This is a genomic window from Kosakonia radicincitans DSM 16656 (genome assembly GCF_000280495.2).
Taxonomy (GTDB): domain Bacteria; phylum Pseudomonadota; class Gammaproteobacteria; order Enterobacterales; family Enterobacteriaceae; genus Kosakonia; species Kosakonia radicincitans.
On record NZ_CP018017.1, the window covers coordinates 102,798 to 125,888 of the forward strand.

The window sequence follows — 23,091 nt, forward strand, 5'->3', positions numbered from 1 at the left end:
AATTTCGCAGAACTTATTTTTTTATTTAACCATATAACCGTACTAAATAGCTGCGCCTAATACCGCTACACTTTTGCCTGACCATGTTTTCCTCCGGGGAATGGGCTGGCGGTTTCCATAAAATGGCGGACCTTTTTCAGTAACTGCCACATTGAGCGGCACTGATGATTACGGGTTATCGTGTCATGAAGTGCCTGCCATAGCCGTTCCACATGATTCACCCACGGCGAGTAAACCGGCTGGTAAATTACCCTGAACTTGGGATTTGCTTTCAACCAGCGCTGTGTTTCGCGGCTTTTATGGATAATGTAGTTATCAACGATCAGCGTGATTGTTTTCGCCCGCCGGTAAGTGGCTTTCAGGTGCTTCAGCAGAGCGATAAACAGCGCTGAACTTTTGCTGTTGCCGCCCACGTAGCTGACTTTACCCGTGCCACTGTGCAGTGCGCCGGCCAGATAGTATTTTTCGTTCTGCCCCGGCGTCACTACCCGTTTCTGCTGTCCGCGCAACTGCCAGTCCGCACCGATTTTAGGATTAAGGTGGATATCCACTTCATCTTCATAAAATACCGGATGCTCTGCGCTGCATTCATCCAGCGCTTTGTGGATTACCGCCATCTTTTCATCTTTATGTGGGTCACGGATACGCAGAGTTGGCGCGGCCCTGCGCCATACAAGCCCCGCAGATGGCAACCAGCGGCGAACGGTTCCTGCATGTAACTGGCAACCGGTTATCTCATTGATTTTTATTGCCAGTAATTCGGTGCTCCAGCGTGAACGTTGATAACCAAAATCGCCGGGAGAATGCTTTATCAGCTCACGTAACAGGGTGCAGATATGTTCAAAAGGCCAGCGTCGGGAGCGCCCTGCGGGTAAGGATTTCAGGCCTTCAATACCTGAGTGCGTAAACCAGTTAATCCAGCGACCAACGGATGAACGGGCACAACAGAGAGTTCTGGCAACATCGCTGACCCGTTCACCCCGATGAAGCATTAGCATGGCCGTGAGTCTGCGGGCATGATTTTTATCACGCGTTTTATGAATAGCTTTCTGCATCAGGCGTCGTTCGCCACGGGGTATTGGTACTATGATCGGCATCGCTCAGTCCGGTTGGTGATTTTGGTTGGTTTGGCGATTGATCAGATCGCACAATCCGGGCTGAGTTCCCTTTCAGTGATCTACTATTCCGCGCAGCTATTTAGATGAATCGTCTTCAGCGCCCACGGTAATCATTCCAAGCTCTATAAGTTGCTGAAGAGTGGATTGATGGCTTCTTAAGGTAAGCTCGGCAAGTGCCGTTTTACTGATACCATGTTGTATCGCCTTAAGTAAGACCCGAGTATCGTCAGGAGTCCACGGTTTACCGGTAATGAGGTGTGAAGATGTTTTCTTATGTAGCTGATCAGTATCCTCATCTTCGGGTACTAACAGGCTTGTGTTTCTTGTTCGCCACCATTCTGGAGAGTACAGAACATTTTCACCATTTATGCAGTGTGCTACCCATCCATTATCTAGCAGGGTTTTAAGAGTTATACCTGAAGCTGGTTCAGCCGGTGGCACTCTGATTGAAGAGTTAGGCTTGAGGGTAATTTCGTTAGGCTCGGAGAGATTTTCTCTTATGAGAAGGTATAAATCCAACTCGATACATCTTAACTGGATTATCCTTTCATTGTATCCAAGAATGGACGTAAGCGCTGCAAATGAGTAACCATCCTTAAGCCCTTTTATAAGCTTCAGATCTTCAGCTGGTGACCATGACGGTAATTTCTTCTTCATTCACTTGCCTTAGAGTGAACTAAATATTTCTGATATTACTTGTAAATCAATAATTCTTGAATCGAGAATGGGGGCGTTTTGAGGTGTATAAATCGCACTTAGACTCGACCATTTAGTATCCGTGGTTGAAGAGCTCCTCAACTCCAGCATTTACGACATCCTGGTTTCCAGGGATGTAACGTGGCCAGCCTTCTACCTCTTTGATGTTCTTAACGATAACTCCTTCGAAGCCAAATTGATCTGCCGATATATCAACAATATGGAATTCATCGTTGTTGGAGATCTCACACCAGTAATGACCGAACCCGCCATACATAGTGAATAACCCGCCGTCAGATTTCCCATCGCCACCTCTAATCACAGCTGATAACCCTTTGCTATGTGCCAGACGAGCTAATAGCAGACTGGCAAATAGGCATGTGCCCGTTGTGTCATCGGTATCACAGTCAGCGAGGATACCGTTCAGTAATGCCCGTGCTTCAGTCGCAACATCATTAATGAGGTTTTTCATCAGGGTTACTTATCGCAAATCGGTTTCAGGGGATTCTGCCAGACAGGCCGTAGCGTGACAATTTTTTATGACCCCAATAGGGGGCGAAATTAACGGGTCTTAGAATTTCGTCACCGATGAATGTTGCGTTAATCTTTTTTTATATAAAGAGGAGCTAACCATGAATAAAATGAAGTACAGTGCAGTATTGAATGAATGGAATTTTAAGTATGATTCTGCTGAAAGATTCGGTGACTCACACTTTCTTTATATCCATAATTTCATGAACGATCAGAGCCAGTTACTTGGTATTATCATAGCTGATTTTTTGAAGGTTCCTCAGATAGAACTTCTTCCTATTCAGACCGCCATAGATAACCTTGTAAGGTTATTAAAGGTTCAGACATCCAGGTCGTTAACGTCTGATGAGGGTGTTGATCTTGCTCAATTCCTCACTCAGTACCTCAGACAGACACAATCTTATGCTGCGGTTTCAAGTATGTGTCCGGTTGGTCAAAAGTTGAATTTTTTCCTGAACATCTACCCAAGAAAAGGTAATAAAGAGTTTTCTTTTCGATTATTCGCAATCACCACACTCAATGAAATTACAAGCGTGTCTGAATTTGTTGAAATGGCACATAGTACTCAACAAAGTGATCTGATTAATAATCCTGGTTATTTTGTTTGATTACTAAATAATTCCATATTGAAATCATTAACCATCACTTAACAGTGATGGTTTTTTGTTTTATTTCAATTATCTTTTTGTTCGATATGACTATCTGCTTTTTATAATCTGATTTCACTTACTATCATGCTGATACTACTAGGTAAAATGGTCGTGATGACTTTAATTCATGCTATTCCATTGAGATTTGTGTTTACAATCAATAAAAATATTGTTAATAAAATGTAATCCTTAACATAAATCAACATGGATATGGAACCTACACTACAATGGCAAAGAAAAACATACATCAGGAAGAGATTGTATTCGCGAAGAAACAGCTTGTTCTCCTTGCAACATTAAAAGGGAAGGTAAGTGAATTGATTCTAAAGTGGGAAGGGAACATTGGAGCTGAGACTCCTGACTTGAATCGCCACGGGTTTAACAGACACCTCAGAGTCATTTAAGATGGCTTAAAGAGAGGTGCCCATGAGCAGTAAGCGTTATCCCGAAGAGTTTAAAATTGAAGCAGTCAAACAGGTTGTTGATCGCGGTTATTCTGTTGCCAGCGTTGCAACACGTCTCGATATCACCACCCACAGCCTTTACGCCTGGATAAAGAAGTACGGTCCGGATTCTTCCACTAATAAAGAACAGTCAGATGTTCAGGCCGAGATCCGCCGTCTCCAGAAAGAGCTGAAACGGGTTACCGACGAACGGGACATATTAAAAAAAGCCGCGGCGTACTTCGCAAAGCTGTCCGACTGAGGTACGCCTTTATCCGTGACAACACCTGTTGCTGGCCTGTTCGCCTGCTCTGTCGGGTGCTGGATGTTCATCCCAGTGGTTTTTACGCCTGGCTTCAGCAGCCGCATTCACAACGCCATCAGGCAGACCTGAGACTGACAGGACAGATTAAACAGTTCTGGCTGGAATCGGGATGCGTCTATGGTTATCGTAAAATCCATCTGGATCTGCGGGACAGCGGGCAACAGTGCGGAGTGAACAGAGTCTGGCGACTGATGAAACGTGTCGGGATAAAGGCTCAGGTCGGATACCGGAGCCCGCGGGCACGTAAAGGCGAGGCCAGTATCGTGTCGCCCAACAGGCTCCAGCGACAGTTCAATCCGGATGCTCCGAATGAGCGTTGGGTAACGGATATAACCTACATCAGAACCCACGAAGGCTGGCTGTATCTTGCCGTGGTTGTTGATCTGTTCTCACGCAAAATTATCGGCTGGTCCATGCAATCCCGGATGGCAAAGGACATTGTCCTGAACGCACTGCTGATGGCTGTATGGCGGCGTAATCCCCAAAAACAGGTGCTGGTTCATTCGGATCAGGGCAGTCAGTACACAAGCCATGAGTGGCAGTCGTTCCTGAAATCACACGGCCTGGAGGGCAGCATGAGCCGTCGCGGTAACTGCCATGATAATGCGGTTGCAGAAAGCTTTTTCCAATTGTTGAAACGCGAACGGATAAAGAAAAAGATCTACGGAACGCGGGAAGAAGCCCGCAGCGATATTTTTGATTACATCGAAATGTTTTATAACAGTAAGCGTCGGCATGGTTCTAGCGATCAGATTTCACCGACAGAATATGAAAACCAGTATTATCAACGGCTCGGAAGTGTCTAGATTATCCGTGGCGATTCAACTATCATCTTTTAATGAACCAACTTGAGTCAGTAGAAAAGCAAATATTTTCTAAGATTGGTGCTTGGAAAAAGACATCTTTGCTTTGAGTGTCAGTGAAGAAAAACTTTATGAACAAACTTAATCCTCCTGCTTTATGTAATTCTTTTTTTACCAGGGATTTCTAGGAGAATCTTAGTCCATAACCCATCTGTCATAAAATCAATTATCGAGTCTGATATCATGGCTTTATTTGCAATTCTTTGAGCAGTGTAAATTGCCTGACTTTTATCTTCGATAAAGATGCCATGAGGCACTAGACTAACATTATCTTCGGTTTTCCTTGCCCACATGCGGAGGCGGTAATCTATTATGTATTCGTCATACTCTATCCACAGATGAGGTCGAATTATCTGGCCAGTTCCAGCCAACGTTACTTCTCCAACGATGCGCTGGTGCGGTATACAGAATCTATCTAGCAGGCAACTTACAACCATAGTATGACCATCACATTCGAGTGGAAGTACATCATATTTATGTAACAGCTCGCAGACATAAGCAACTTCAGGGGTTATGAACATTTACGGCCTCATATTAGACGGGGAGGGTGCTTAATTGGTCATTAAGCCTAAGTGATGATGGAGCCCAGTAGCCGGAACCGCACATCCACCGTTCACCAGGAAATGAAAAACCCTCTCTGATAAGAAACTCCCTAAGTTCGGTGCTGATGACATTCTCAACCTTTAAGATGTAGTTATTTGTCTCAGCTGCTTCTTTTAATTTCGAGAGTAACTGTCTGAAAAATCCTTTGCCTGGGGTCTTCACTGAAATGGTTGCGACTACCAGTACCGACGAACCGAGGTATGACATTTTTCCCGTCCGGGCACGGATGTATAACTCATCTACTAACTGAAGACCTTGAACCTTCATTGATTTTGAATGAAAGATGCTTTTTTTTGCTTCAACCATTAAGTGAGTGAATGATTGAAGGATCTTATTGATGTCTCTGTCATGACAACTCATATAATCACCAAATTAAATCAGCATAATAAATTGCACAGTGTATAGCGTAACTTTTCAATAAAGTTGATGCTTTGAAATAAAAGCAACAATACATAATCTTTGTGTCTTATTGGCTAAGGTTGTTATGTAATTATCAGAGGTTTTTAATCCTTTCTAAAGATGCTAGATATGCTTCATAGTTATCTCCAAATTTTTTCTTTGCCCGTCTTACTCTCATCTTTTCTGCCAGTTCACTCTTATGCTCGGTCTGGTATTTTTTATTGTTTTGGAGTTTTACACCTGCACCGGAACCGGCAGCATAATTTCTGTTTTTATCGCTAATGCACAACTTGCATTTACTTTTAAGGCCAAACTTACCCTTAAGTTCCTTACCGAATTCTTCGAAGGGTTTAACCTGATTGCATCCTTTACAGCGTTTGCACCCAGAGGGGAGATCTTCATTAGCCATGTCTAGTTCCAGTGGTTAAAGGTAATGAACTGCATTTTACTGCAAACAGGCACTTCCAACCATAAAATCGACTACTTAACCATAATTCAACATAAGGTTCATTAAGCGCACCAAGGTAAGGTGTTGATTGTTAAGGGTTTATCAGGGGGTTCTCTTGACTTGTTGGTATCCTCGGACTCAGGCTGTTACGTATCCTGTGACTAACTGAGCCCCGTCCGTGGTGACCAGTTAACAGATTCTCCAAGGAACCTTGTTAACGCTGCTTTAGCATACTGAGGCTTTGAGTAGTATCTGGGAAACCAGCCATCATAAGTTTGTGTGCCATTGCGCCGGTATTCTGGCCTGACTGACAGCTTACATCCATTACCATCAGTAGAAATACAAAAAGTGTACCCATCAACAGAATCAGAAGTAAGCAGAATGGATGTCATTGGGGATACCTCATTATTGAACTAACCAGAAACTACAATGGTGATCCGACATGGTTTCCTCGATTTTACCGACTGAGCTGTCATATAGCGATACCTTTTATTCTTAGGTTCTCTTGCAGTATTGGCTATCGATTGTCACAATTTAGTCTGGTGGCACTGGTTCATTTTTCGGGTGGTTTGTTACTTTTTCCGTTGGTGTTCCAGGGCTACCGACCTCTGCATGTACGTATACATCCCTCTTTCTCGTTTACCCCGCCAGATTTCAATCCGATAGAATCGTTCCTGTTTTACTCACTCGTAATTCACTTTTCATAGTCATTTTGTGGACATTAAACGTGCGCTACAGGTGCGCATTCCTTGCTTCAGGATGGCTTACTATCTAAAATGGCAGAGATTTTTGATACTTTTGAACATTTTAATGAGGTATATACCATGATGAACATCGCTTGTGATGACGGCTCAACGAACGTAAAACTTGCCTGGATTGAGAATGGTGAAATCAAAACTCATGTTTCGCAGAACGCCTTCCGCGAAGGCTGGGCTACTCCACTCGCATTTGGTGGTAAAACTATCTACAACTATCTCATTGATGGGCGGAAATTTACTCACGACATTGGTTCAACATCTGCAATTACAACAACGCATACCTCTTTCCAGTTCGACGCTGTAAGTCGCGTAGCAATTCATCATGCCCTTTTGACTTCCGGTCTTGAGCCACAGGATGTTGAACTTACAGTGACACTGCCGGTGGCCATGTTCTTCACGAGCGATGCGCAGTTGAACGAAGCTAATATTGAAAAGAAAAAGGCCAACGTTATGGGCCCAATAACCCTGAATAATGGCGAAACTTTTCATGTTGTAAAAGTTAACGTAATGCCTGAATCAGTACCTGCGGCTGAATATCTGATTGATCCTAAAACAACCACGCAGCTTACACGAACCCTGGTTGTCGATCTGGGGGGAACAACCCTAGACCTGGCCATCATTCAGGGGGCAATGGAGGGCATATCTGATATCTTTGGCAACAGCGATGTTGGCGTTTCACGAGTGACAAAAGCTGTTATGGCTGCGCTCCAGGATGCCCAGTCTCCAAGTAGTTATGCCATTGCGGATATCATCATTAAAAACCGTCATGATAGAGCGTTGATTGCTTCTGCGGTCAATGATCACTCTAAAATTGATGCCATCATTGACGTTATCGATTCTGAGTCGAAAAATCTGGCCGAAGCTGTTGCAGCTGATATACGTCGTCAGAACAGCGTCCACAAAATCATACTGGCCGGGGGCGGTGCTGAGCTCATCCATTCTCATATTGTCGAACTATTCCCTAAGCTGGATGTCATCAAAGCGCCTGACGCGCAGCTCGCGCTCGTCAAAGCAATGGCAAGCGTCTAAACGAGGTTATGTGATGGAAGAAGATAAACGTTTACTCGTCTGGCTCCGCCCCGGCAATAATCCAGAAGACGGTAAAGCTCTTGATATTATGGAGCGCTTACCCCGCCGATCCCGGGGGGAATTTTACCGTAAGGCACTGGTAATTGCGTCTGCCTTGCATGAGCTCGACCCTCGGTTAATAAATTTGCTGGCCGCACAAACCACGACATCGTTTAATGCCGAAACGCTGAGCAACATTCTGTCGCAAACGCTGGGCATTGCCGTTGAACGGAATTCTTCACCAGTGGAAACCCAGGCCACAGGTATCCGAGCAACAACCATCATTGATTCGGATAAGCCTGCTGAGCAGAAAGAACCAATTCCTAAACCCTCCCTGATGATGCAAACCCTCAAACGTTGAATCCGAACCGGCTACTAGTAGCCGGTTTACTCACCTTGCTCGGTTAACAAGCTGAGATAGATCCGCAACCCCTTATCCAGTGACTCTCTAATGGCATCTGCTGCTGCCCCTGCATCCCTGTTTGAAAGAGCGAGTTCAAGCGACGAGAAAAATATTGGCCATTTATCCTCCGAGTCAGATTCGAACGTGTAACTCAGAGTTGGCCACAGGTTAATCCACAGTTGGGTTACAATTTTGAAAAACTCAGGCAGACCGGCGTATATGTAAAGCTTCAGCCGCAGAGTGAGGTTTAGCTGGTGCGCCAGATAAACATCCCTACGTTCATATGCGGAACGCAGCTTTTGGCACAAAGACAGGCATTCTTCAAAGCCATTGGCATCCATTTTCAGTACGGCCTTTTCTGCCAGTTCTGGCTCAATCAATCGCCTCATAATGAACCCTGTTCCATGGCTCCAGATGACAAACATGATCTCATATCAGGGACTTGTTCGCACCTTCCCTAAAGCACTCGTATTGACCGTGGCGGCTACCACATTCTGTCTGATGACCAGCCCGGCGTTCGCGGTTGAGGAAACCACGCCGCAGAATATGACCTGTCAGGAATTTATGGATATGAACCCAAAAAGCATGACCCCGGTGGCCTTCTGGGTAGTGAATCGCAACACCGACTTTAGCGGCGGCGACTATGTTGACTGGCATGAAGTCGAGACCGTTTCGGTACCGAAAATGCTGCAGGAGTGCCACAAGAACCCCGCCGCTAAACTTGGCGATCTCAGCGCGGTCATCAAAAAATAACCCCCCCGGCATCAGGCCGGGGAAACCCGCCGCGCTGCGGCGGGTCCCGCTTTACTCATCGATACCGCATTCGCACGGCAGAAAGCGGCCGATAAGCTTGCGATACAAAAACGCCCCGATAATCGCCCCCACCACCGGCGCCAGCAGCGGCACCAGAAAGTAAGGGATCGCCAGCACACCGGTAAAGGCGATCGAGCCCCACCCGGCCAGACTGGTAAACAGTTTTGGGCCGAAGTCGCGCGCCGGATTCAGCGCAAAGCCGGTTAGCGGCCCCATCGACGCGCCGATCACGGCGATCAGCAAGCCAATCAGCAACGGCGCCAGCGGCCCGCGCGGAATTCCGTTGCCGTCGTCGGTCAGGGCCATGATCATCGCCATCAGGATTGCCGTGATGGTGGTCTCAACGGCAAACGCTTGTATAAAAGTGATATGTGGATGCGGGTACGTGGAAAAGACCCCGGCCAGGTTAAGGCTGGCGGCAGTGCCGCGCACGATATGCTGACTCTGTTCAAGATCGAGAAACAGCTGGCGATAGAGCCCATACACCAGCGCGGCGGCGCAGAAGGCCCCGGCCGTCTGGGCAACAATAAACGGCAGCACCTTGCGGCGTTCAAAACAGGCGAACAGCCACAGGGCAATGGTCACCGCCGGATTAAGGTGCGCGCCGGAGACACCGGCCGTCAGGTAGATGGCCATGGCGACGCCAAGGCCCCAGATAATACTGATCTCCCACTGACCAAAGCTGGCCCCGGCGACCCGCAGCGCAGCGACGCAGCCCGCGCCGAAGAAAATGAGCAATCCGGTGCCAAGAAACTCGGCCACGCACTGCCCGGTTAAGGTAGAAGTCTGGTTCATTATCGGCATCCTGAAATAGCACGTTAAAGAGAGAGGCTGGCGCGAGCGCCCGTTTAATTCGCCTGACCGGCCAGTAGCAGCCCGGTGGCGACCGCATTGCGCGGCCCTTCTGTTCCCCGAATATTGCCCTGCCCGGCGACTACGCCATAGTGCGACAAGGCTTCCGTGATAAGCTGCGGGATCTCAAAGTCCAGCGATGAGCCGCCCACCAGCACCACAAAGGCGATATCGCGAATGGAACCGCCGGGTGAGACCTGGCGCAGCGCGCGCAGGCAGTTGGTGACAAACACTTTCTCTTTCGCCTGCCGGCGCACGAGACGAATTTTTTCCAGCGGGCTGGCGTTATCGATCGGCACCAGTTCGCCCTCCTTGATGTACACCACTTTGGCGAACACCGCCGGGCTGAGGGCTTCCCGAAAGAACTCCACCGCGCCATTCTCGTGACGAATACTGAACAGGCTTTCCACTTTGGCCAGCGGGTATTTTTTTATCGCTTCCGCCAGCGAAAGATCCTCGAGGCCCAGCTCGGTTTTAATCAACAGGCTGACCATATTCCCCGCCCCGGCGAGATGGACCGCCGTTATCTGCCCCTCCGCGTTGACGATCGCCGCATCCGTCGAGCCGGCGCCGAGATCGAGGATCGCCAGCGGCGCCGCACAGCCGGGAGTGGTTAACGCCCCGGCGATGGCCATGTTGGCCTCCACGCCGCCCACCACCACCTCGGTCTGCAGTCGGGCGCTCAGTTCGCGGGCGATAACCTGCATTTGCAGACGGTCCGCTTTCACCATCGCCGCCATCCCGACGGCATTTTCCATGGCGCACTCGCCGGCCATCCCGCCCTGCACCTTGCGCGGAATAAACGTATCCACCGCCAGCAGATCCTGGATGTATATCGCGCTCATCTCATGGCCGGTCAGGGACGCCATTACCTTTCGCACCCGCTCCAGCATGCCGCCTGCGTGCGTGCCTGCTTCACCACGAATATCACACACGGGCGCGCAGGCGCTCATCGCCTGCATAATGGCCTGCGCGCCTTGCGCTACGTCGGCTTCACCGCCACGCTTTTCACCACGGATAAAGATCTTACCCGCCGGGATCACTCTTGATCGCACATCTCCCTGCGGGGTTTTCAGCACCACAGCGGAACGGTTGCCAATCAGCGCTCTGGCGATGGGGACAATAGTTTGTGTTTCCTCAGGGGTCAGGGCAAAGAAGGTTGCGATACCGTAAGGATTCGACAGCACCCGCACCACCTGTCCCGGGGCCGCCACTTCCACCGCCGCCAGCACGCCTTCCGGCACCTTCTCCAGTAGAGTGACTTCATCAACCACCGGTATTGGCCGATGCAGGCGATTATTCACCAGCACGCCATCATCTTTTTTCAGGATGGCCGCCACCACGTTGACGCCGCGATCCAGCGCTTCATTGATAAACCAAACCGCCTCAAGGAAATCCATCTCCTCACCCACCAACGGTATCCAGCCCTGGGCAAATCGATCCTCGCTCAACGCCGCCAACTTCTCCACGGCGATGGTGGTTCCCATGCCCACGCCAACGCCGCCGGGCGTTTGCGGGTTATGACCAATCATCGTTGATTCGGTAATGATGGTTTCAGTGATGGTTTCCATCGCCACATCGCCAATCACCGGTGCGGCCTCGTTGATGCAGATTTTTGCCACGTCCTGCAGCGACCACGGCGTTTTATCCAGCGCCTGCTGCAGGGACGCGACCACCCCGGCGATATTCTCCCGCGTGCCTTTCATCCCGGTCGTGGCGACAATCCCGCTGCCGATAAACCGGCCATCCTGCGCCAACGCCACTTCAGTGGTGGCGTTGCCGATATCGATCCCTGCAATTAACGGCATGCTGCCTCCGTCACTGACTGCCTTTACGCAGCTTATTTCTCTGCTGGTATACCTCTGCCGACTCGCGGACAAACCCGGCGTTCACCGTGGCGTGCCAGGTGTGTTCCAGTTCATCGGCAATGGCCTGCAACTCGGCGAACGAAGAACGAAACGGCCTCAGTGCGTTGTAGATCTCCAGAATGCGGGCATCCGGGATCGCAATCAGTTCTGCCGCACGACGAAAATTGCGCGCCACGGCATGACGCTGCATCTGCTCGGCAATCTGCGCCTGGTACTCCAGCGTTTGCTGAGAAATACGCACATCCTGCGGCCCTACGCGGCCCGCCAGCACATTCTCAAGGGTAATGTCGGTTAGCGGCTTGCCGCCAGGCGTCCGGATTTTCTCCGGGCAGCGGGTGGCTAATGGGTAATCCTGCGCGGTCATGATGTTGTCGTTCATGGTCATTCCCTTACCAGTGCAATATGCAACGTGACAGGCGCAGCATCCTGCACCACGTGTTTGGTTTCTTTGATGTGAAACAGCGCGGCCTTGGCCATAAATTTAGGGCGCACCATCTGGTCATTGACCACTGGCACCGGCGAAGGCGACTCTTTGCGTGCATAGCGTGCGGCGTTTTTACCAATCTGACGATAGGTTTCCAGCGTCAGCAGCGGAGCCTGAGAAAACAGTTCCAGGTTACTTAGCGGCAGCAGATCGCGCTGATGAATCACCGTGGTTCCTTTCGACTGGATACCAATCCCAATGCCTGAGCCGCTGAGATTTGCCGCATCCCATGCCATAAAAGAAACATCTGAGGTGCGCAGGATCCTCACTACTCGCGCATGCAGCCCCTCTTCTTCGATGCCAGCAACCAGCTCTTTCAAAATCGCGTTGTGCGGCATATCAATCAAGGTTTTATGCTGATACTTATCAAAGGCCGGGCCGACGCCTATCACGACTTCATCCACGCGTTCGTCCGCTTTAGCCGCCTCGCCTTCGCTCACCTGTAAGATGAAAACCGGCTTACGTTCAGTTGTGCATTCCACTGTGTACCGCCTTATTCGATCGAGCCGGGCTGAACCACGCCCGCAATATTTTTAATTTCCGCCCAGCGTTCGGCACTGATGCGATAGCCGGTACCAGGTCCCTGATAATCATTGATGTCGTTGACGGCGCTGACGACGTCGAACTGGCGATCCAGAATAGCCGACGTTTGCAGGTAATCACCGGTAACACGCTGTCTCAGCATATTGAGGATGTTACTGGCGATATCTTCGAAACCGCTACGGCTTAGTGCGCCGACGATATCCAGCCCGGTGATATTGCGCTTCATCATCTCTTCCACGGCGGCCAGATCTTCCACCACATTGCGCGCGGGCATATCTTTGCTGCCGTGAGCATAAGTAGCAGCTTCGACTTCTTCATCGCTAATCAGCGGCAGGCCCAGTTCGCGGAACACTGCCTGAATGGCGCGTGCCGCCTTGTTGCGGATGGCGATGGTTTCTTCTTCGGTTACAGGACGCAGACCACCATCAACCATCAGATCGCGTTGCAGAATGTTGTAATCATCGAAGTCTTCCGCGTCGAAGTTCGACCCGGCAAACATGTTGTCGTAGTTCGGTACGGCGCTATAGCCGGAGAAGATAAAGTCGGTGCCGGGAAGCATTTGCATCAGGGTACGGGCGGTACGGCGAATATCAGAGTGGGAAAAGGTCTGGTCATTGGCGGAGGCCACTTCAAGGTCGAGCATTGAGGCAATCAGGTTTTCCGCCAGCACCGCGCGGATCCCCGACGGCACCGCGCCGGTCATGCCAATACAGCTGACCGCACCGTTTTGCAGCCCCTGTACGCCCGCGCCTTTGGTGATAAAGATGCAGCGCGACTCCAGATAGAGCATCGATTTACTCTCGGAATAGCCCATCAGCGCTTCCGAACCGGTGCCAGAGGTGTAACGCATTTTCAGTCCGCGAGACGCATAGGCCGAGGCGAGAAACGCTTTGGACCACGGCGTATCATCGCCGTCGGTAAACACAGACTCTGTACCGTATACCGACACGGTTTCGGCGTAGCTGGTTAACCCGCGCATCCCCAGCTCCAGCTCAGTCGCCTCCTCAACGGAACATTGCGTCAGCACGCCGGGGCGACCGCACTGGGAACCGACCAGCAGCGCCAGGGCGTTAAACGGCGCATAGCGGGCGATCCCGACCGTCGTTTCCTGTTCTGAAAAACCACGGATCCCCGCTTCAGCCGCATCGGCGGCAATCTGTACCGGGTTGTCTTTCAGGTTGGTGACATGGCACTGGTTGGACGGCGTGCGTCTGGCGCGCATTTTTTGCAGCGCCATCATCATTTCCACCACGTTCATTTGCGCCATCACCTCCACCGCTTTCGCCGGGGTGATAGCGGTGGTAATAGCAACAATCTCTTCCCGGCTGACGTGGATATCCACCAGCATTCTGGCGATCTCCAGCGCGTCGAGCCGCATTGCCCGTTCAGTTTCAGCCACGTTAATCGCGTAGTCGGCAATAAAACGGTCAATCATGTCGAACTCGGCGCGGCTCTTGCCGTCCAGCTCAACAATACGACCATTCTCTACCTTCACCGACGAAGCCGGATCGTAGGGGCTTTCCATGGCGATCAGTCCCTCTTCAGGCCATTCGCCAATCAGCCCATCCTGATTTACAGGGCGCTTCGCAAGCACTTCGAATCGTTTTGATCTTCTCATAGTTTATGGACTCAAAAGATAAAAAATAGGGACGCCGGGCCGTATTGCCGGGGACACACCTCCCGGCATTCGCCTTTCATCAGCAATGGCCGAACTCTAAATGAGCACAGCAATAAAAAAATAAAATTAATTTCGTTCCAATTTGGCACGTAATAAAAATTCATCGTTCCATATTGAAACGGTTCTCAGGAATATTCGTAGCGAATTGTGACGAAGTTAAATGATCATTATCAATAAACACTAATACACAAAATTAAATTAATACTTTTTAAATTTTCACCCTATTGACTTAATAACGCGCGGCGAGAAAATAAAGCCAAACCCAATGATAAAAAATAGCTGTATCGCGATATTTTCGTGACATCAGCCCTACAACATTTTCAGGAGAGACTGTGAATAAGAGCCAACCAATCGCCACCATTACGCTGGCGGCGGCGAAAAAAATGGCGCAGGCCGTCGAGGCTAAAGCGCTTGAGATCAACGTGCCGGTGGTCTTTTCCGTGGTGGATCGCGGCGGCAACACGCTGCTGATGCAACGCATGGACGACGCGTTCGTCACCAGCTGTGATATTTCTCTTAATAAAGCGTATACCGCCTGCTGTCTGCGGCAGGGGACCCATGAAATTACCGACGCGGTACAACCGGGTGCGTCACTATATGGTTTACAGCTAACGAATCAACAGCGGATCGTTATTTTTGGTGGCGGCTTACCTGTCATGTTAAACGATAAATTAATCGGTGCTGTCGGCGTAAGTGGCGGTACTGTCGAACAAGACATGTTATTAGCGCAAACCGCACTGAATTGTTTCTCTGAATTATAATTTAAATCTAAGAAGGTAAATTATGAGCTATCGTATGTTTGATTACCTGGTGCCAAATGTGAACTTTTTTGGCCCGAATGCTATTTCCGTCGTGGGCGAACGCTGCAAACTGTTGGGCGGTAAAAAAGCGCTGCTGGTGACTGATAAAGGTCTGCGAGCCATTAAGGACGGCGCGGTTGATAAAACCCTCGAACATCTGCGTGAAGCCGGTATTGACGTGGTGGTGTTTGACGGCGTCGAGCCAAACCCTAAAGACACCAACGTGCGCGACGGCCTGGACGTTTTTCGTAAAGAGCAATGCGATATCATCGTTACCGTCGGCGGTGGTAGCCCGCATGACTGCGGTAAAGGCATCGGTATCGCGGCGACGCACGAAGGCGATCTCTATAGCTATGCCGGGATTGAAACCCTGACCAATCCGCTGCCGCCGATCGTCGCGGTGAATACCACCGCCGGTACCGCCAGCGAAGTCACCCGTCACTGCGTGCTGACCAATACCAAAACCAAAGTGAAGTTTGTGATTGTCAGTTGGCGCAACCTGCCGTCGGTTTCCATTAATGACCCACTGCTGATGCTCGGCAAACCTGCGCCACTGACTGCGGCAACAGGAATGGACGCCCTGACCCACGCCGTTGAGGCCTATATTTCAAAAGATGCCAACCCGGTTACCGACGCCGCCGCTATCCAGGCAATTCGTCTGATCGCCCGCAACTTACGCCAGGCCGTAGCACTGGGCAGCAACCTGAAAGCTCGCGAGAATATGGCCTATGCCTCTTTGCTGGCGGGTATGGCCTTCAACAACGCCAACCTTGGCTACGTTCACGCGATGGCGCATCAGCTTGGCGGTCTGTACGACATGCCGCACGGCGTAGCAAATGCCGTCCTGCTGCCGCACGTGGCGCGCTATAACCTGATCGCTAATCCGGAGAAATTTGCCGACATCGCGGAGTTTATGGGTGAGAACACTGACGGTCTGTCCACCATGGATGCTGCCGAGCTGGCGATTCGCGCCATCGCTCGCCTGTCAGCCGATATCGGTATTCCGCAGCATCTGCGCGAGCTGGGCGTCAAAGAAGCCGATTTCCCGTATATGGCGGAAATGGCGCTGAAAGACGGCAATGCCTTCTCCAACCCGCGTAAAGGTAACGAGAAAGAAATTGCCGGGATCTTCCGTCAGGCATTCTGATCAATAAGGGGGCGCAATGTCACTTTCATCACCGGGCGTACATCTGTTTTATCACTCACGCTGGCAGGATACGCGCGTGCTTGATGAACTATGCTGGGGGCTGGAAGAGCAAGGCGTCCCTTGCCGGACAATCTGTTGCGACGAGCATGACTGCGCGCTGGCCCTCAGCAAGCTGGCGGCTAAAAGCTCAACGCTACGCGTGGGTCTCGGCCTCAGCGCCAGTGGTGATATTGCCCTAACCCACGCCCAGCTACCCGAGGATCGGGCGCTGGTCTGCGGGCATATCGCCGCTGGGATAGCCAGCATCCGCACGCTCGGCGCCAATGCGGGCCAACTGGTCAAAGTGCTTCCCTTCAGCGAGATAAAATAAATGTATCGCATCTATACCCGAACCGGTGATAAAGGCACGACCGCGCTATTTGGCGGCAGCCGTATCGACAAAGACGACATCCGCGTTAACGCCTATGGTACGGTGGATGAACTGATTTCCCAGCTTGGCGTCTGCTATGCCAGCTCGCGCCAGGCAGAATTACGCCAGGATCTGCATGCCATCCAGAAGATGCTGTTTGTGCTGGGGGCGGAACTCGCCAGCGATGAGAAAGGTCTCGCCCGCTTAACGCAGACGATTAACGCCGAGGATATTCAGGCGCTGGAGCAACTTATTGATCGCAATATGGCGCAGAGCGGCCCCCTGAAAGAATTTGTCATTCCGGGGAAAAATCTGGCATCGGCACAACTACACGTGGCGCGCACCCTGGCACGGCGGCTGGAGCGGATCCTCATCGCGATGGACAAAAAGCTGACGTTACGCGATGAACCCAGGCGTTATATCAACCGGCTGTCGGATGCGCTGTTCTCCATGGCCAGAATCGAAGAAACTACTCCAGATGTTTGCGCTTAAACTGGCTGGCGTCGATGTCGTACTGCTTCATCTTACGCCACAAGGTGGTGCGACCAATATTCAGCAGTTGCGACATCTCCTGTACTCGCCCACTGGTGACACGGGCGGCATGGATAATCGCCTCTTTTTCGATAGCGGTAAACGTCAGGCTGGCTGGCAGCAGGGAAGACGCGGTCTCCAGACCGGGACGCTCGGCAAACAGATAATCAGGTAAATTACTCAGCCGGATATGCCCGTTATCGCTACTGATAGCGATGTTTTCGATAATGCTGTTCAGCTCGAAATCATTGCCCGGCCACGAATAAGCCACCAGTTGTGCCAGCGCGTCGTCGTCGATCTTCAGGCTGGATGAGAAGCGTTTTTTCAGGCTATTCAGTCGCGTATAAATCAGCGAGGGAATACTGTTACGCCGCGCCCGTAGCGGCGGGATAACAATCTCAAAAGAGTGCAGCGCGTAATACAGTTGGCGGCTAAAGCGGTTTTGCTCCACCAGATTAGCGAGATCAACCGTAGTGGTGGCGATCACTTTCACATCCACCGGAATCAGCCGACGGGCATCAAGACGGGTTAATACTCCCTGCTTAATCACCTGTAACAGCGCGGATTGCAGCTCCGGTGCCAGATATTCAATTTTCTCCAGAAACAGCGTGCCGCCGTTCGCCAGCTCAAGGCGGCTCAACCGACCATTTTCATCATCGGTAGGCGCACTGCCCATAAAATCCTGCCCCAGCACGCTGTTGGCATACAGCTGACAGTTCACGGCAATATACGGTCCGCTGGCGCGTTCGCTTTCATTGTGAATGGCCTGGCTCAGCAGCTCTTTCCCTACGCCCTCTTCCCCACACAGCAGGATCGGGAAACTCCCCCTTGCCGCCTGGCGACCAAAATGGATCAAGCGTCGGGTTTCCGGATCGTCCGTCGACATCTGCTCAAAGGTGTGGCTCACCTTACCAAGCTGGCTGGTCATCAGCTGACGCATTTGCTCCACCGGGTGCAGCAGCAGGATAAAGCTGTTGCCCTGCTCCTCAACAATCGGCTTCAGGGTGATAACAGCATCAACAAACTGGTGCTGGCTTTCAAAAGTGACTTCGACGTGATTCAGACCGCGGGCATGTTTAATTGCCCGACGCAGCAGCATGGGCATATTGAGCAGGTCGTGAATGTTTTTGCCCTGGCTGGCCTGCGCGTCGAGATGCAAAAGCAGCGCCGCGCGCGCATTGAGGAACTGCAACACCCCCTGCTCATTCCAGGCCATCACGCCATCATCCATGCTCTCCAGCAGCCCGTACATCTGGTTCAGATGGCGGTTGGATTCTGCCAGCAGGCTGTCGGTCAGCAATGAATTGCCGACTTCTCTGGCAATCGCCAGCGTCAGGGATAAATCAGAAACGGACTCATGTTCTACCAGACAGCACAATGAGATGGAGCCAAACAGATGCCCATGGTTATCGAACACCGGCGTCGAGCAGAACGACCACGGATGCAACGCCTGTTTAAAGTGCTGAGCGCCAGAGGTTTTTGTCGGCTGCCCCGGCATCGTCGCCAGCGACAGCGCACAACTGCCGATAATGCTTTCCGCGCAATAGCTGCCGTCGCGAAATCCAAGCTCCGCCAGCTGTTCTATCGTCTGCGGATCGCCGCAACGGCTGAGAATACAGGCTGATTCATCCAGAATCAGCAGTGCGCACGGACGACCGTCCATAAACTCCCAGGCATCTTCCAGCGCGGCCTGCGCAATCGTCAGCAGCGCCGTCTTGCGACGACAAATCGACTCAAAGGTCAGCCCTTGCGCCTGATGCGGCGCCTGCCAGGTTTCCCGCTGCATAAACTTGCTGCAACGATGCCAGGACTGGGCGAGAACCGAAGAGACTTCCTGCCCGATGCTATGCGTGTGCGCCGTCATATCCCTTTCCGCTGTTTTGCCATAGACAACCCCTCCGGCAGAGACTGTCAGAGGGGGAGAAGATGCTGGGTAAATTTACCTGTGCCCGATTAACGCGCCAGCCACTGCTGTCCCAGCAGGTCTGCCGTCAAAATAGCGGCATGTACGCTTTCAGGCGTCACCGGGAACGGCATATTGTGAATAGTTTCACCTTCTGCGCAGGTGGCTTTAGCCACGGCCATAATCTTGCCGTCAATGTCGTCTTTCACACCCATTTCCGCTAACGTTACCGGCAGGCCCACTTTCTGACAGAAATTCAGCACGGTTTCGATCTCTTCCATCGGGCTGTTCTGCAGCACCAGCTGCGCCAGCGTACCAAAGGCGACTTTTTCACCGTGGTACAGATGGTGGCACTCTTCCAGAATCGTAAAGCCGTTATGGATGGCATGTGCCCCCGCAAGGCCGCTGCTTTCAAAGCCGATACCGCTGAGGTAGGTGTTGGCTTCGACAATACGTTCCAGCGCATCGGTCACCACGCCAGCCTGGGCGGCTAAGCGTGCCTTTTCGCCTTCCGCCAGCAGGGTATCATAGCACAGGCGCGCCAGGCTCAGCGCCGCCACGGTGGACTGCCCGCCCGCCATGCTGGTCGCCCGAGCGTCATAACAGGCTTTCGCTTCAAACCAGGTCGAGAGCGCATCGCCCATCCCGGCCACCAGCAGACGTACCGGCGCTTTGGCAATAATTGCGGTATCCATCACCACCATATCCGGGTTTTTCGGGTAGATCAGATACTCTTCAAACTCACCCGCTTCGGTATAGATAACGGACAGCGCGCTGGTTGGCGCATCGGTTGAGGCGATGGTCGGGATCACCACTACCGGCAGCTTCTGGTAATAACCAATTGCTTTGGCGGTATCTAACGTTTTCCCACCGCCAATCCCAACCACGCCGCGGCAACCGTGTTTTTTCAGAATGGCAATCAGGCGATTAATTTCAACATGGCTGCATTCACCGTTGAAGCGTTCCGCGTGGCAGCTAATGTCATGGCTGTGCAGGCCATTGAGTACCTTTTCTCCCGCCAGCTTCATGACGAAGTCGTCCGCAATCACGAAAAAGCTGTCCGCCAGATTTTTAGCGTATTGACCAAATAAGGTAGAAGCGTCAGGACCCTGGAGATATTTGGCTGGAGATTGAATAACTTTTAGCATTCCTTTCATCCTCAAATAAGTACATGTTTTTACATGGTGAGCCCTGGCGTTAACCCGTTTAGCCTGATGTTGACGGCGAAAGCGGACGTACCGGAGCGATGTAATAACTGTATGGCGAGGCGTGTACAAAAAAATCTTTCGTCATTTTGTTCTGATATGGAACAGATAAAAATGACATGCGTTTCATATTGGAACGCTTAACCACAAAAATAATGAGATTTGCGATCTCGATCCGTTCCGTTACCGCGAAATTACCGACAAACACGATGATAAATTTCCCCAATTACGCGCCATCCTGGGTAAAGCCCCGCAAAAAAGACTGACTGCGCCGTGTGGCCTGCTCTGATCGCAGGAGGAAAAAGTCGAGCGAGTTCGCATTGTGATGATTTCTCGCCTAATTAAGTTTCATTTCGGAACAAAAAACAGCAATCACGTTTCGTAATGAAACTCATTTTCGTGTTGTTTTTTTCCATGCTGACTTCGCCAGAATCTCTCTATCGCCTCCGCACCATGAACATGCATTCGGGGGTTTGTCTTACACTCAACCTCGAGGAGCCGTTATGTCTCAATTCTTTTTTAATCAACGCCCCCATCTCGTTAGCGACGTGATCGACGGTACAATTATCACCAGCCCGTGGAATAACCTGGCGCGTCTGGAGAGCGATCCGGCCATTCGCATCGTGGTTCGCCGCGACCTTAACAAAAATAACGTGGCGGTGATCTCCGGCGGCGGTTCAGGACACGAACCCGCGCACGTTGGGTTTATTTGCGACGGCAGATCGATTCAAAGGTCAGCCCCTGCGCCTGATGCGGCGCCTGCCAGGTTTCACGCTGCATAAATTTGCTGCAGCGATGCCACGACTGGCTGATAACGGCTGAAACTTCATTTTCCGCACCCTGAGTCTGAGCTGTCATATCCCTTTTCCGCTGGAGTTAACACAGTTAAAACGACAAAACCCTCCGGCAGCGGCTGCCGGAGGGAGGAGTTGATGCCGCAATGCGCCGCGGCATAGAACCTTGTGAAAGACTTAACGCGCCAGCCACTGCTGCCCAAGCAGGTCCGCGGTAAGGATGGCGGCGTAGACGCTATCCGCGGTGACCGGGAACGGCATATTGTGGATGGTTTCGCCTTCCGCGCAGGTGGCTTTCGCCACCGCGTGGATTTTGCTTTCGATACCCTCTTTCACGCCCATCTGGGCAAGGGTGATCGGCAGGCCGACTTTTTCACAGAAGCCCATCACGGTTTCGATCTCTTCCAGCGGGCTATTTTGCAGTACCAGCTGCGCCAGGGTGCCGAAAGCGACTTTTTCGCCGTGATACAGATGGTGGCACTCTTCAAGGATGGTGAAACCGTTGTGAATCGCGTGCGCGCCGGCCAGGCCGCTGCTCTCAAAACCGATACCGCTCAGATAGGTGTTGGCTTCGACAATACGCTCCAGCGCATCGGTCACCACTCCAGCCTGAGCCGCCAGGCGTGCTTTTTCGCCTTCCGCCAGCAGCGTATCATAGCACAGGCGCGCCAGGCTCAAGGCCGCCGCCGTGGACTGCCCGCCCGCCATGCTGGTGGCTCGCGCATCGAAGCAGGCCTTGGCTTCAAACCAGGTGGAGAGCGCATCGCCCATCCCGGCCACCAGCAAGCGTACCGGCGCTTTGGCGATAATCGCCGTGTCCATCACCACCATATCCGGGTTTTTCGGGTAGATCAGATACTCTTCAAACTCGCCCGCCTCGGTGTAGATAACCGACAGCGCGCTGGTCGGCGCATCGGTTGAGGCAATTGTCGGGATCACCACCACCGGCAGCTTCTGGTAATAGCCGATCGCCTTCGCTGTATCGAGGGTTTTCCCGCCGCCGATACCCACCACGCCGCGGCAGCCGTGCTGCTTAAGAATGGCGATCAGGCGGTTGATTTCCGCATGGCTGCACTCGCCGTTAAACCGTTCCGCATGGCAGCTAATATTGTGGCTATGCAGGCCGTTCAATACTTTGTCGCCCGCCAACTTCATCACGAAGTCATCGGCGATAACAAAAAAGCTGTCGGCCAGGTTTTTAGCGTATTCGCCAAACAGCATGGCGGCATCAGGTCCCTGGAGATATTTGGCTGGAGATTGAATAACTTTTAGCATTCCTTTCACCCTCAAATAAGTGCGTATGTTGACACGTGAGCCCAGGCCGTCATGCCGCGGCGCCTGATATCAATGGCGCTTACAGCCACGCTGCCGGAGCGATGCATCCACTGTAGGGCGAGCCGCGGCGAAAAAAATTTTTCCCTTTTTTGTTCTGTTCTGAAACAGATAAAAAAATAATGCGTTTCACATTGAAACAATGTGACTGAGAAAGCGATGGGATTGCGATCGCGATCGGATCATTTTGGCAAAAAAGCCGCTATCGTCTCCCCTCTTTAACGCAGAAAATCGCCTCAATGCGGCACAATGGCGAAAAAAATCATCCTTGCCCCATTTCTGATAGCAGAAAAAAACGGACAAATTATTAGCGCTGGCTCGCATTTCTCCTGTTTATCGGCAATTAATGTTCCATAAAGGAACAAAAATTCTTTTCTACGTTCCGTTATGGAACCAATTTTGACGGCATTTTATTTTGCGCCCGCTC

The 23,091-nt window shown here is 51.4% G+C and carries 24 protein-coding genes and 2 pseudogenes; 10 read left to right on the forward strand and 16 right to left on the reverse strand.

What is annotated here, in order from left to right; translation table 11 throughout:
• Positions 1-65 precede the first annotated feature (65 nt).
• From Y71_RS28645 to Y71_RS28655, 3 genes are all read right to left on the reverse strand, one after another.
• Positions 66-1,097, reverse strand: coding sequence for an IS630-like element ISEc33 family transposase (locus Y71_RS28645; RefSeq protein WP_001395480.1), 1,032 nt, complete (start codon positions 1,095-1,097; stop codon positions 66-68).
• 96 nt (positions 1,098-1,193) lie between these two features.
• On the reverse strand, positions 1,194-1,775 hold the full coding sequence (locus tag Y71_RS28650; protein ID WP_227674267.1) for a hypothetical protein: 582 nt from the start codon (positions 1,773-1,775) through the stop codon (positions 1,194-1,196).
• Between the two features lie 112 nt (positions 1,776-1,887).
• Positions 1,888-2,286, reverse strand: coding sequence for a hypothetical protein (locus tag Y71_RS28655; RefSeq protein ID WP_016241897.1), 399 nt, complete (start codon positions 2,284-2,286; stop codon positions 1,888-1,890).
• Between the two features lie 160 nt (positions 2,287-2,446).
• Between Y71_RS28655 and Y71_RS28660 the strand changes: the two genes are divergently transcribed.
• The gene (locus Y71_RS28660) at positions 2,447-2,953 is read left to right on the forward strand and encodes a hypothetical protein (RefSeq protein WP_007372203.1); all 507 of its coding nucleotides are present in this window, start codon (positions 2,447-2,449) and stop codon (positions 2,951-2,953) included.
• A gap of 468 nt (positions 2,954-3,421) precedes the next feature.
• Positions 3,422-4,569 (forward strand): IS3 family transposase gene (locus Y71_RS28665; RefSeq protein WP_087121881.1). Its coding sequence is split into 2 segments (ribosomal slippage): positions 3,422-3,659 and positions 3,659-4,569, totalling 1,149 coding nucleotides; the frame shifts between segments, so codons are not numbered across the junction.
• Positions 4,570-4,721: 152 nt separating this feature from the next.
• On the opposite strand, the gene Y71_RS28670 is transcribed toward Y71_RS28665, so the two are convergent.
• The 3 genes from Y71_RS28670 to Y71_RS28680 form a co-directional block, all read right to left on the reverse strand.
• Positions 4,722-5,147 carry a hypothetical protein gene (locus Y71_RS28670; RefSeq protein ID WP_016241518.1) on the reverse strand — a complete coding sequence of 142 codons (426 nt, stop codon included), beginning with the start codon at positions 5,145-5,147 and terminating at the stop codon, positions 4,722-4,724.
• A gap of 13 nt (positions 5,148-5,160) precedes the next feature.
• Positions 5,161-5,589 (reverse strand): hypothetical protein, encoded by a 429-nt coding sequence (locus tag Y71_RS30870; protein WP_032155219.1) that lies wholly within the window; start codon positions 5,587-5,589, stop codon positions 5,161-5,163.
• A 133-nt stretch (positions 5,590-5,722) separates the two neighbouring features.
• A complete protein-coding gene (locus Y71_RS28680) occupies positions 5,723-6,037 on the reverse strand; it encodes a hypothetical protein (RefSeq protein ID WP_009652923.1) in 315 nt (104 codons plus the stop codon).
• Between the two features lie 863 nt (positions 6,038-6,900).
• On the opposite strand from Y71_RS28680, the gene parM reads away from it, so the two are divergent.
• On the forward strand, positions 6,901-7,863 hold the full coding sequence (parM, locus tag Y71_RS28690; RefSeq protein ID WP_007372199.1) for a plasmid segregation protein ParM domain-containing protein: 963 nt from the start codon (positions 6,901-6,903) through the stop codon (positions 7,861-7,863).
• Positions 7,864-7,876: 13 nt separating this feature from the next.
• A complete protein-coding gene (locus Y71_RS28695; protein WP_009652914.1) occupies positions 7,877-8,263 on the forward strand; it encodes a plasmid partitioning/stability family protein in 387 nt (128 codons plus the stop codon).
• A 26-nt stretch (positions 8,264-8,289) separates the two neighbouring features.
• Here Y71_RS28695 and Y71_RS28700 read toward each other — a convergent pair whose 3' ends face one another.
• Positions 8,290-8,694 carry an FCD domain-containing protein gene (locus tag Y71_RS28700; RefSeq protein ID WP_007372197.1) on the reverse strand — a complete coding sequence of 135 codons (405 nt, stop codon included), beginning with the start codon at positions 8,692-8,694 and terminating at the stop codon, positions 8,290-8,292.
• A gap of 112 nt (positions 8,695-8,806) precedes the next feature.
• On the opposite strand from Y71_RS28700, the gene hdeB reads away from it, so the two are divergent.
• A complete protein-coding gene (hdeB, locus tag Y71_RS28705; RefSeq protein ID WP_007372196.1) occupies positions 8,807-9,058 on the forward strand; it encodes an acid-activated periplasmic chaperone HdeB in 252 nt (83 codons plus the stop codon).
• A gap of 51 nt (positions 9,059-9,109) precedes the next feature.
• On the opposite strand, the gene Y71_RS28710 is transcribed toward hdeB, so the two are convergent.
• The 5 genes from Y71_RS28710 to Y71_RS28730 are packed head-to-tail and all read right to left on the reverse strand — an operon-like array spanning position 9,110 to position 14,483.
• On the reverse strand, positions 9,110-9,913 hold the full coding sequence (locus Y71_RS28710) for an MIP/aquaporin family protein (RefSeq protein ID WP_007372195.1): 804 nt from the start codon (positions 9,911-9,913) through the stop codon (positions 9,110-9,112).
• Between the two features lie 53 nt (positions 9,914-9,966).
• Positions 9,967-11,778, reverse strand: a complete 1,812-nt coding sequence (locus Y71_RS28715; RefSeq protein WP_007372194.1) for a diol dehydratase reactivase subunit alpha — start codon at positions 11,776-11,778, stop codon at positions 9,967-9,969.
• A 10-nt stretch (positions 11,779-11,788) separates the two neighbouring features.
• Complete coding sequence (locus tag Y71_RS28720) at positions 11,789-12,217, reverse strand: diol dehydratase small subunit (protein ID WP_007372193.1); 429 nt, start codon at positions 12,215-12,217, stop codon at positions 11,789-11,791.
• Positions 12,218-12,219: 2 nt separating this feature from the next.
• Positions 12,220-12,804, reverse strand: coding sequence for a propanediol/glycerol family dehydratase medium subunit (locus Y71_RS28725; protein ID WP_009652918.1), 585 nt, complete (start codon positions 12,802-12,804; stop codon positions 12,220-12,222).
• Between the two features lie 11 nt (positions 12,805-12,815).
• The gene (locus tag Y71_RS28730; protein ID WP_016241522.1) at positions 12,816-14,483 is read right to left on the reverse strand and encodes a propanediol/glycerol family dehydratase large subunit; all 1,668 of its coding nucleotides are present in this window, start codon (positions 14,481-14,483) and stop codon (positions 12,816-12,818) included.
• Positions 14,484-14,875: 392 nt separating this feature from the next.
• On the opposite strand from Y71_RS28730, the gene Y71_RS28735 reads away from it, so the two are divergent.
• The 4 genes from Y71_RS28735 to Y71_RS28750 are packed head-to-tail and all read left to right on the forward strand — an operon-like array spanning position 14,876 to position 17,391.
• Positions 14,876-15,304 carry a GlcG/HbpS family heme-binding protein gene (locus tag Y71_RS28735; RefSeq protein WP_007372190.1) on the forward strand — a complete coding sequence of 143 codons (429 nt, stop codon included), beginning with the start codon at positions 14,876-14,878 and terminating at the stop codon, positions 15,302-15,304.
• 22 nt (positions 15,305-15,326) lie between these two features.
• Positions 15,327-16,490, forward strand: coding sequence for a 1,3-propanediol dehydrogenase (gene dhaT / locus Y71_RS28740; RefSeq protein ID WP_007372189.1), 1,164 nt, complete (start codon positions 15,327-15,329; stop codon positions 16,488-16,490).
• A gap of 16 nt (positions 16,491-16,506) precedes the next feature.
• On the forward strand, positions 16,507-16,860 hold the full coding sequence (locus tag Y71_RS28745) for a glycerol dehydratase reactivase beta/small subunit family protein (RefSeq protein WP_007372188.1): 354 nt from the start codon (positions 16,507-16,509) through the stop codon (positions 16,858-16,860).
• On the forward strand, positions 16,861-17,391 hold the full coding sequence (locus Y71_RS28750) for a cob(I)yrinic acid a,c-diamide adenosyltransferase (RefSeq protein WP_007372187.1): 531 nt from the start codon (positions 16,861-16,863) through the stop codon (positions 17,389-17,391).
• On the opposite strand, the gene dhaR is transcribed toward Y71_RS28750, so the two are convergent.
• On the reverse strand, positions 17,369-19,294 hold the full coding sequence (gene dhaR / locus Y71_RS28755) for a dihydroxyacetone kinase operon transcriptional regulator DhaR (protein ID WP_009653098.1): 1,926 nt from the start codon (positions 19,292-19,294) through the stop codon (positions 17,369-17,371). The two genes, Y71_RS28750 and dhaR, sit on opposite strands and share 23 nt — an antisense overlap.
• Before the next feature lie 89 nt (positions 19,295-19,383).
• Complete coding sequence (locus Y71_RS28760) at positions 19,384-20,481, reverse strand: glycerol dehydrogenase (protein WP_007372185.1); 1,098 nt, start codon at positions 20,479-20,481, stop codon at positions 19,384-19,386.
• A 560-nt stretch (positions 20,482-21,041) separates the two neighbouring features.
• Between Y71_RS28760 and Y71_RS28770 the strand changes: the two are divergent.
• A pseudogene (locus tag Y71_RS28770) lies at positions 21,042-21,257 on the forward strand (dihydroxyacetone kinase subunit DhaK); the annotation flags it as partial.
• Here the strand turns inward: Y71_RS28770 and Y71_RS31155 are convergent.
• Both Y71_RS31155 and Y71_RS28775 read right to left on the reverse strand, forming a co-directional pair.
• A pseudogene (locus Y71_RS31155) lies at positions 21,247-21,396 on the reverse strand (hypothetical protein); the annotation flags it as partial. The pseudogenes Y71_RS28770 and Y71_RS31155 sit on opposite strands and share 11 nt — an antisense overlap.
• A gap of 113 nt (positions 21,397-21,509) precedes the next feature.
• Entirely contained in the window at positions 21,510-22,607 is a 1,098-nt protein-coding gene (locus Y71_RS28775; RefSeq protein ID WP_007372182.1) for a glycerol dehydrogenase, read from the reverse strand.
• Between the last annotated feature and the right edge of the window lie 484 nt (positions 22,608-23,091).

Coding starts and splice junctions, on each gene's coding strand:
- Y71_RS28645 (WP_001395480.1), bottom strand. CDS start 1,097: ATGCCGATCATAGTACCAATACCCCGTGGCGAACGACGCCTGATGCAG.
- Y71_RS28650 (WP_227674267.1), bottom strand. CDS start 1,775: ATGAAGAAGAAATTACCGTCATGGTCACCAGCTGAAGATCTGAAGCTT.
- Y71_RS28655 (WP_016241897.1), bottom strand. CDS start 2,286: ATGAAAAACCTCATTAATGATGTTGCGACTGAAGCACGGGCATTACTG.
- Y71_RS28660 (WP_007372203.1), top strand. CDS start 2,447: ATGAATAAAATGAAGTACAGTGCAGTATTGAATGAATGGAATTTTAAG.
- Y71_RS28670 (WP_016241518.1), bottom strand. CDS start 5,147: ATGTTCATAACCCCTGAAGTTGCTTATGTCTGCGAGCTGTTACATAAA.
- Y71_RS30870 (WP_032155219.1), bottom strand. CDS start 5,589: ATGAGTTGTCATGACAGAGACATCAATAAGATCCTTCAATCATTCACT.
- Y71_RS28680 (WP_009652923.1), bottom strand. CDS start 6,037: ATGGCTAATGAAGATCTCCCCTCTGGGTGCAAACGCTGTAAAGGATGC.
- parM (WP_007372199.1), top strand. CDS start 6,901: ATGATGAACATCGCTTGTGATGACGGCTCAACGAACGTAAAACTTGCC.
- Y71_RS28695 (WP_009652914.1), top strand. CDS start 7,877: ATGGAAGAAGATAAACGTTTACTCGTCTGGCTCCGCCCCGGCAATAAT.
- Y71_RS28700 (WP_007372197.1), bottom strand. CDS start 8,694: ATGAGGCGATTGATTGAGCCAGAACTGGCAGAAAAGGCCGTACTGAAA.
- hdeB (WP_007372196.1), top strand. CDS start 8,807: ATGACCAGCCCGGCGTTCGCGGTTGAGGAAACCACGCCGCAGAATATG.
- Y71_RS28710 (WP_007372195.1), bottom strand. CDS start 9,913: ATGAACCAGACTTCTACCTTAACCGGGCAGTGCGTGGCCGAGTTTCTT.
- Y71_RS28715 (WP_007372194.1), bottom strand. CDS start 11,778: ATGCCGTTAATTGCAGGGATCGATATCGGCAACGCCACCACTGAAGTG.
- Y71_RS28720 (WP_007372193.1), bottom strand. CDS start 12,217: ATGAACGACAACATCATGACCGCGCAGGATTACCCATTAGCCACCCGC.
- Y71_RS28730 (WP_016241522.1), bottom strand. CDS start 14,483: ATGAGAAGATCAAAACGATTCGAAGTGCTTGCGAAGCGCCCTGTAAAT.
- dhaT (WP_007372189.1), top strand. CDS start 15,327: ATGAGCTATCGTATGTTTGATTACCTGGTGCCAAATGTGAACTTTTTT.
- Y71_RS28745 (WP_007372188.1), top strand. CDS start 16,507: ATGTCACTTTCATCACCGGGCGTACATCTGTTTTATCACTCACGCTGG.
- Y71_RS28750 (WP_007372187.1), top strand. CDS start 16,861: ATGTATCGCATCTATACCCGAACCGGTGATAAAGGCACGACCGCGCTA.
- dhaR (WP_009653098.1), bottom strand. CDS start 19,294: ATGACGGCGCACACGCATAGCATCGGGCAGGAAGTCTCTTCGGTTCTC.
- Y71_RS28760 (WP_007372185.1), bottom strand. CDS start 20,481: ATGCTAAAAGTTATTCAATCTCCAGCCAAATATCTCCAGGGTCCTGAC.
- Y71_RS28775 (WP_007372182.1), bottom strand. CDS start 22,607: ATGCTAAAAGTTATTCAATCTCCAGCCAAATATCTCCAGGGACCTGAT.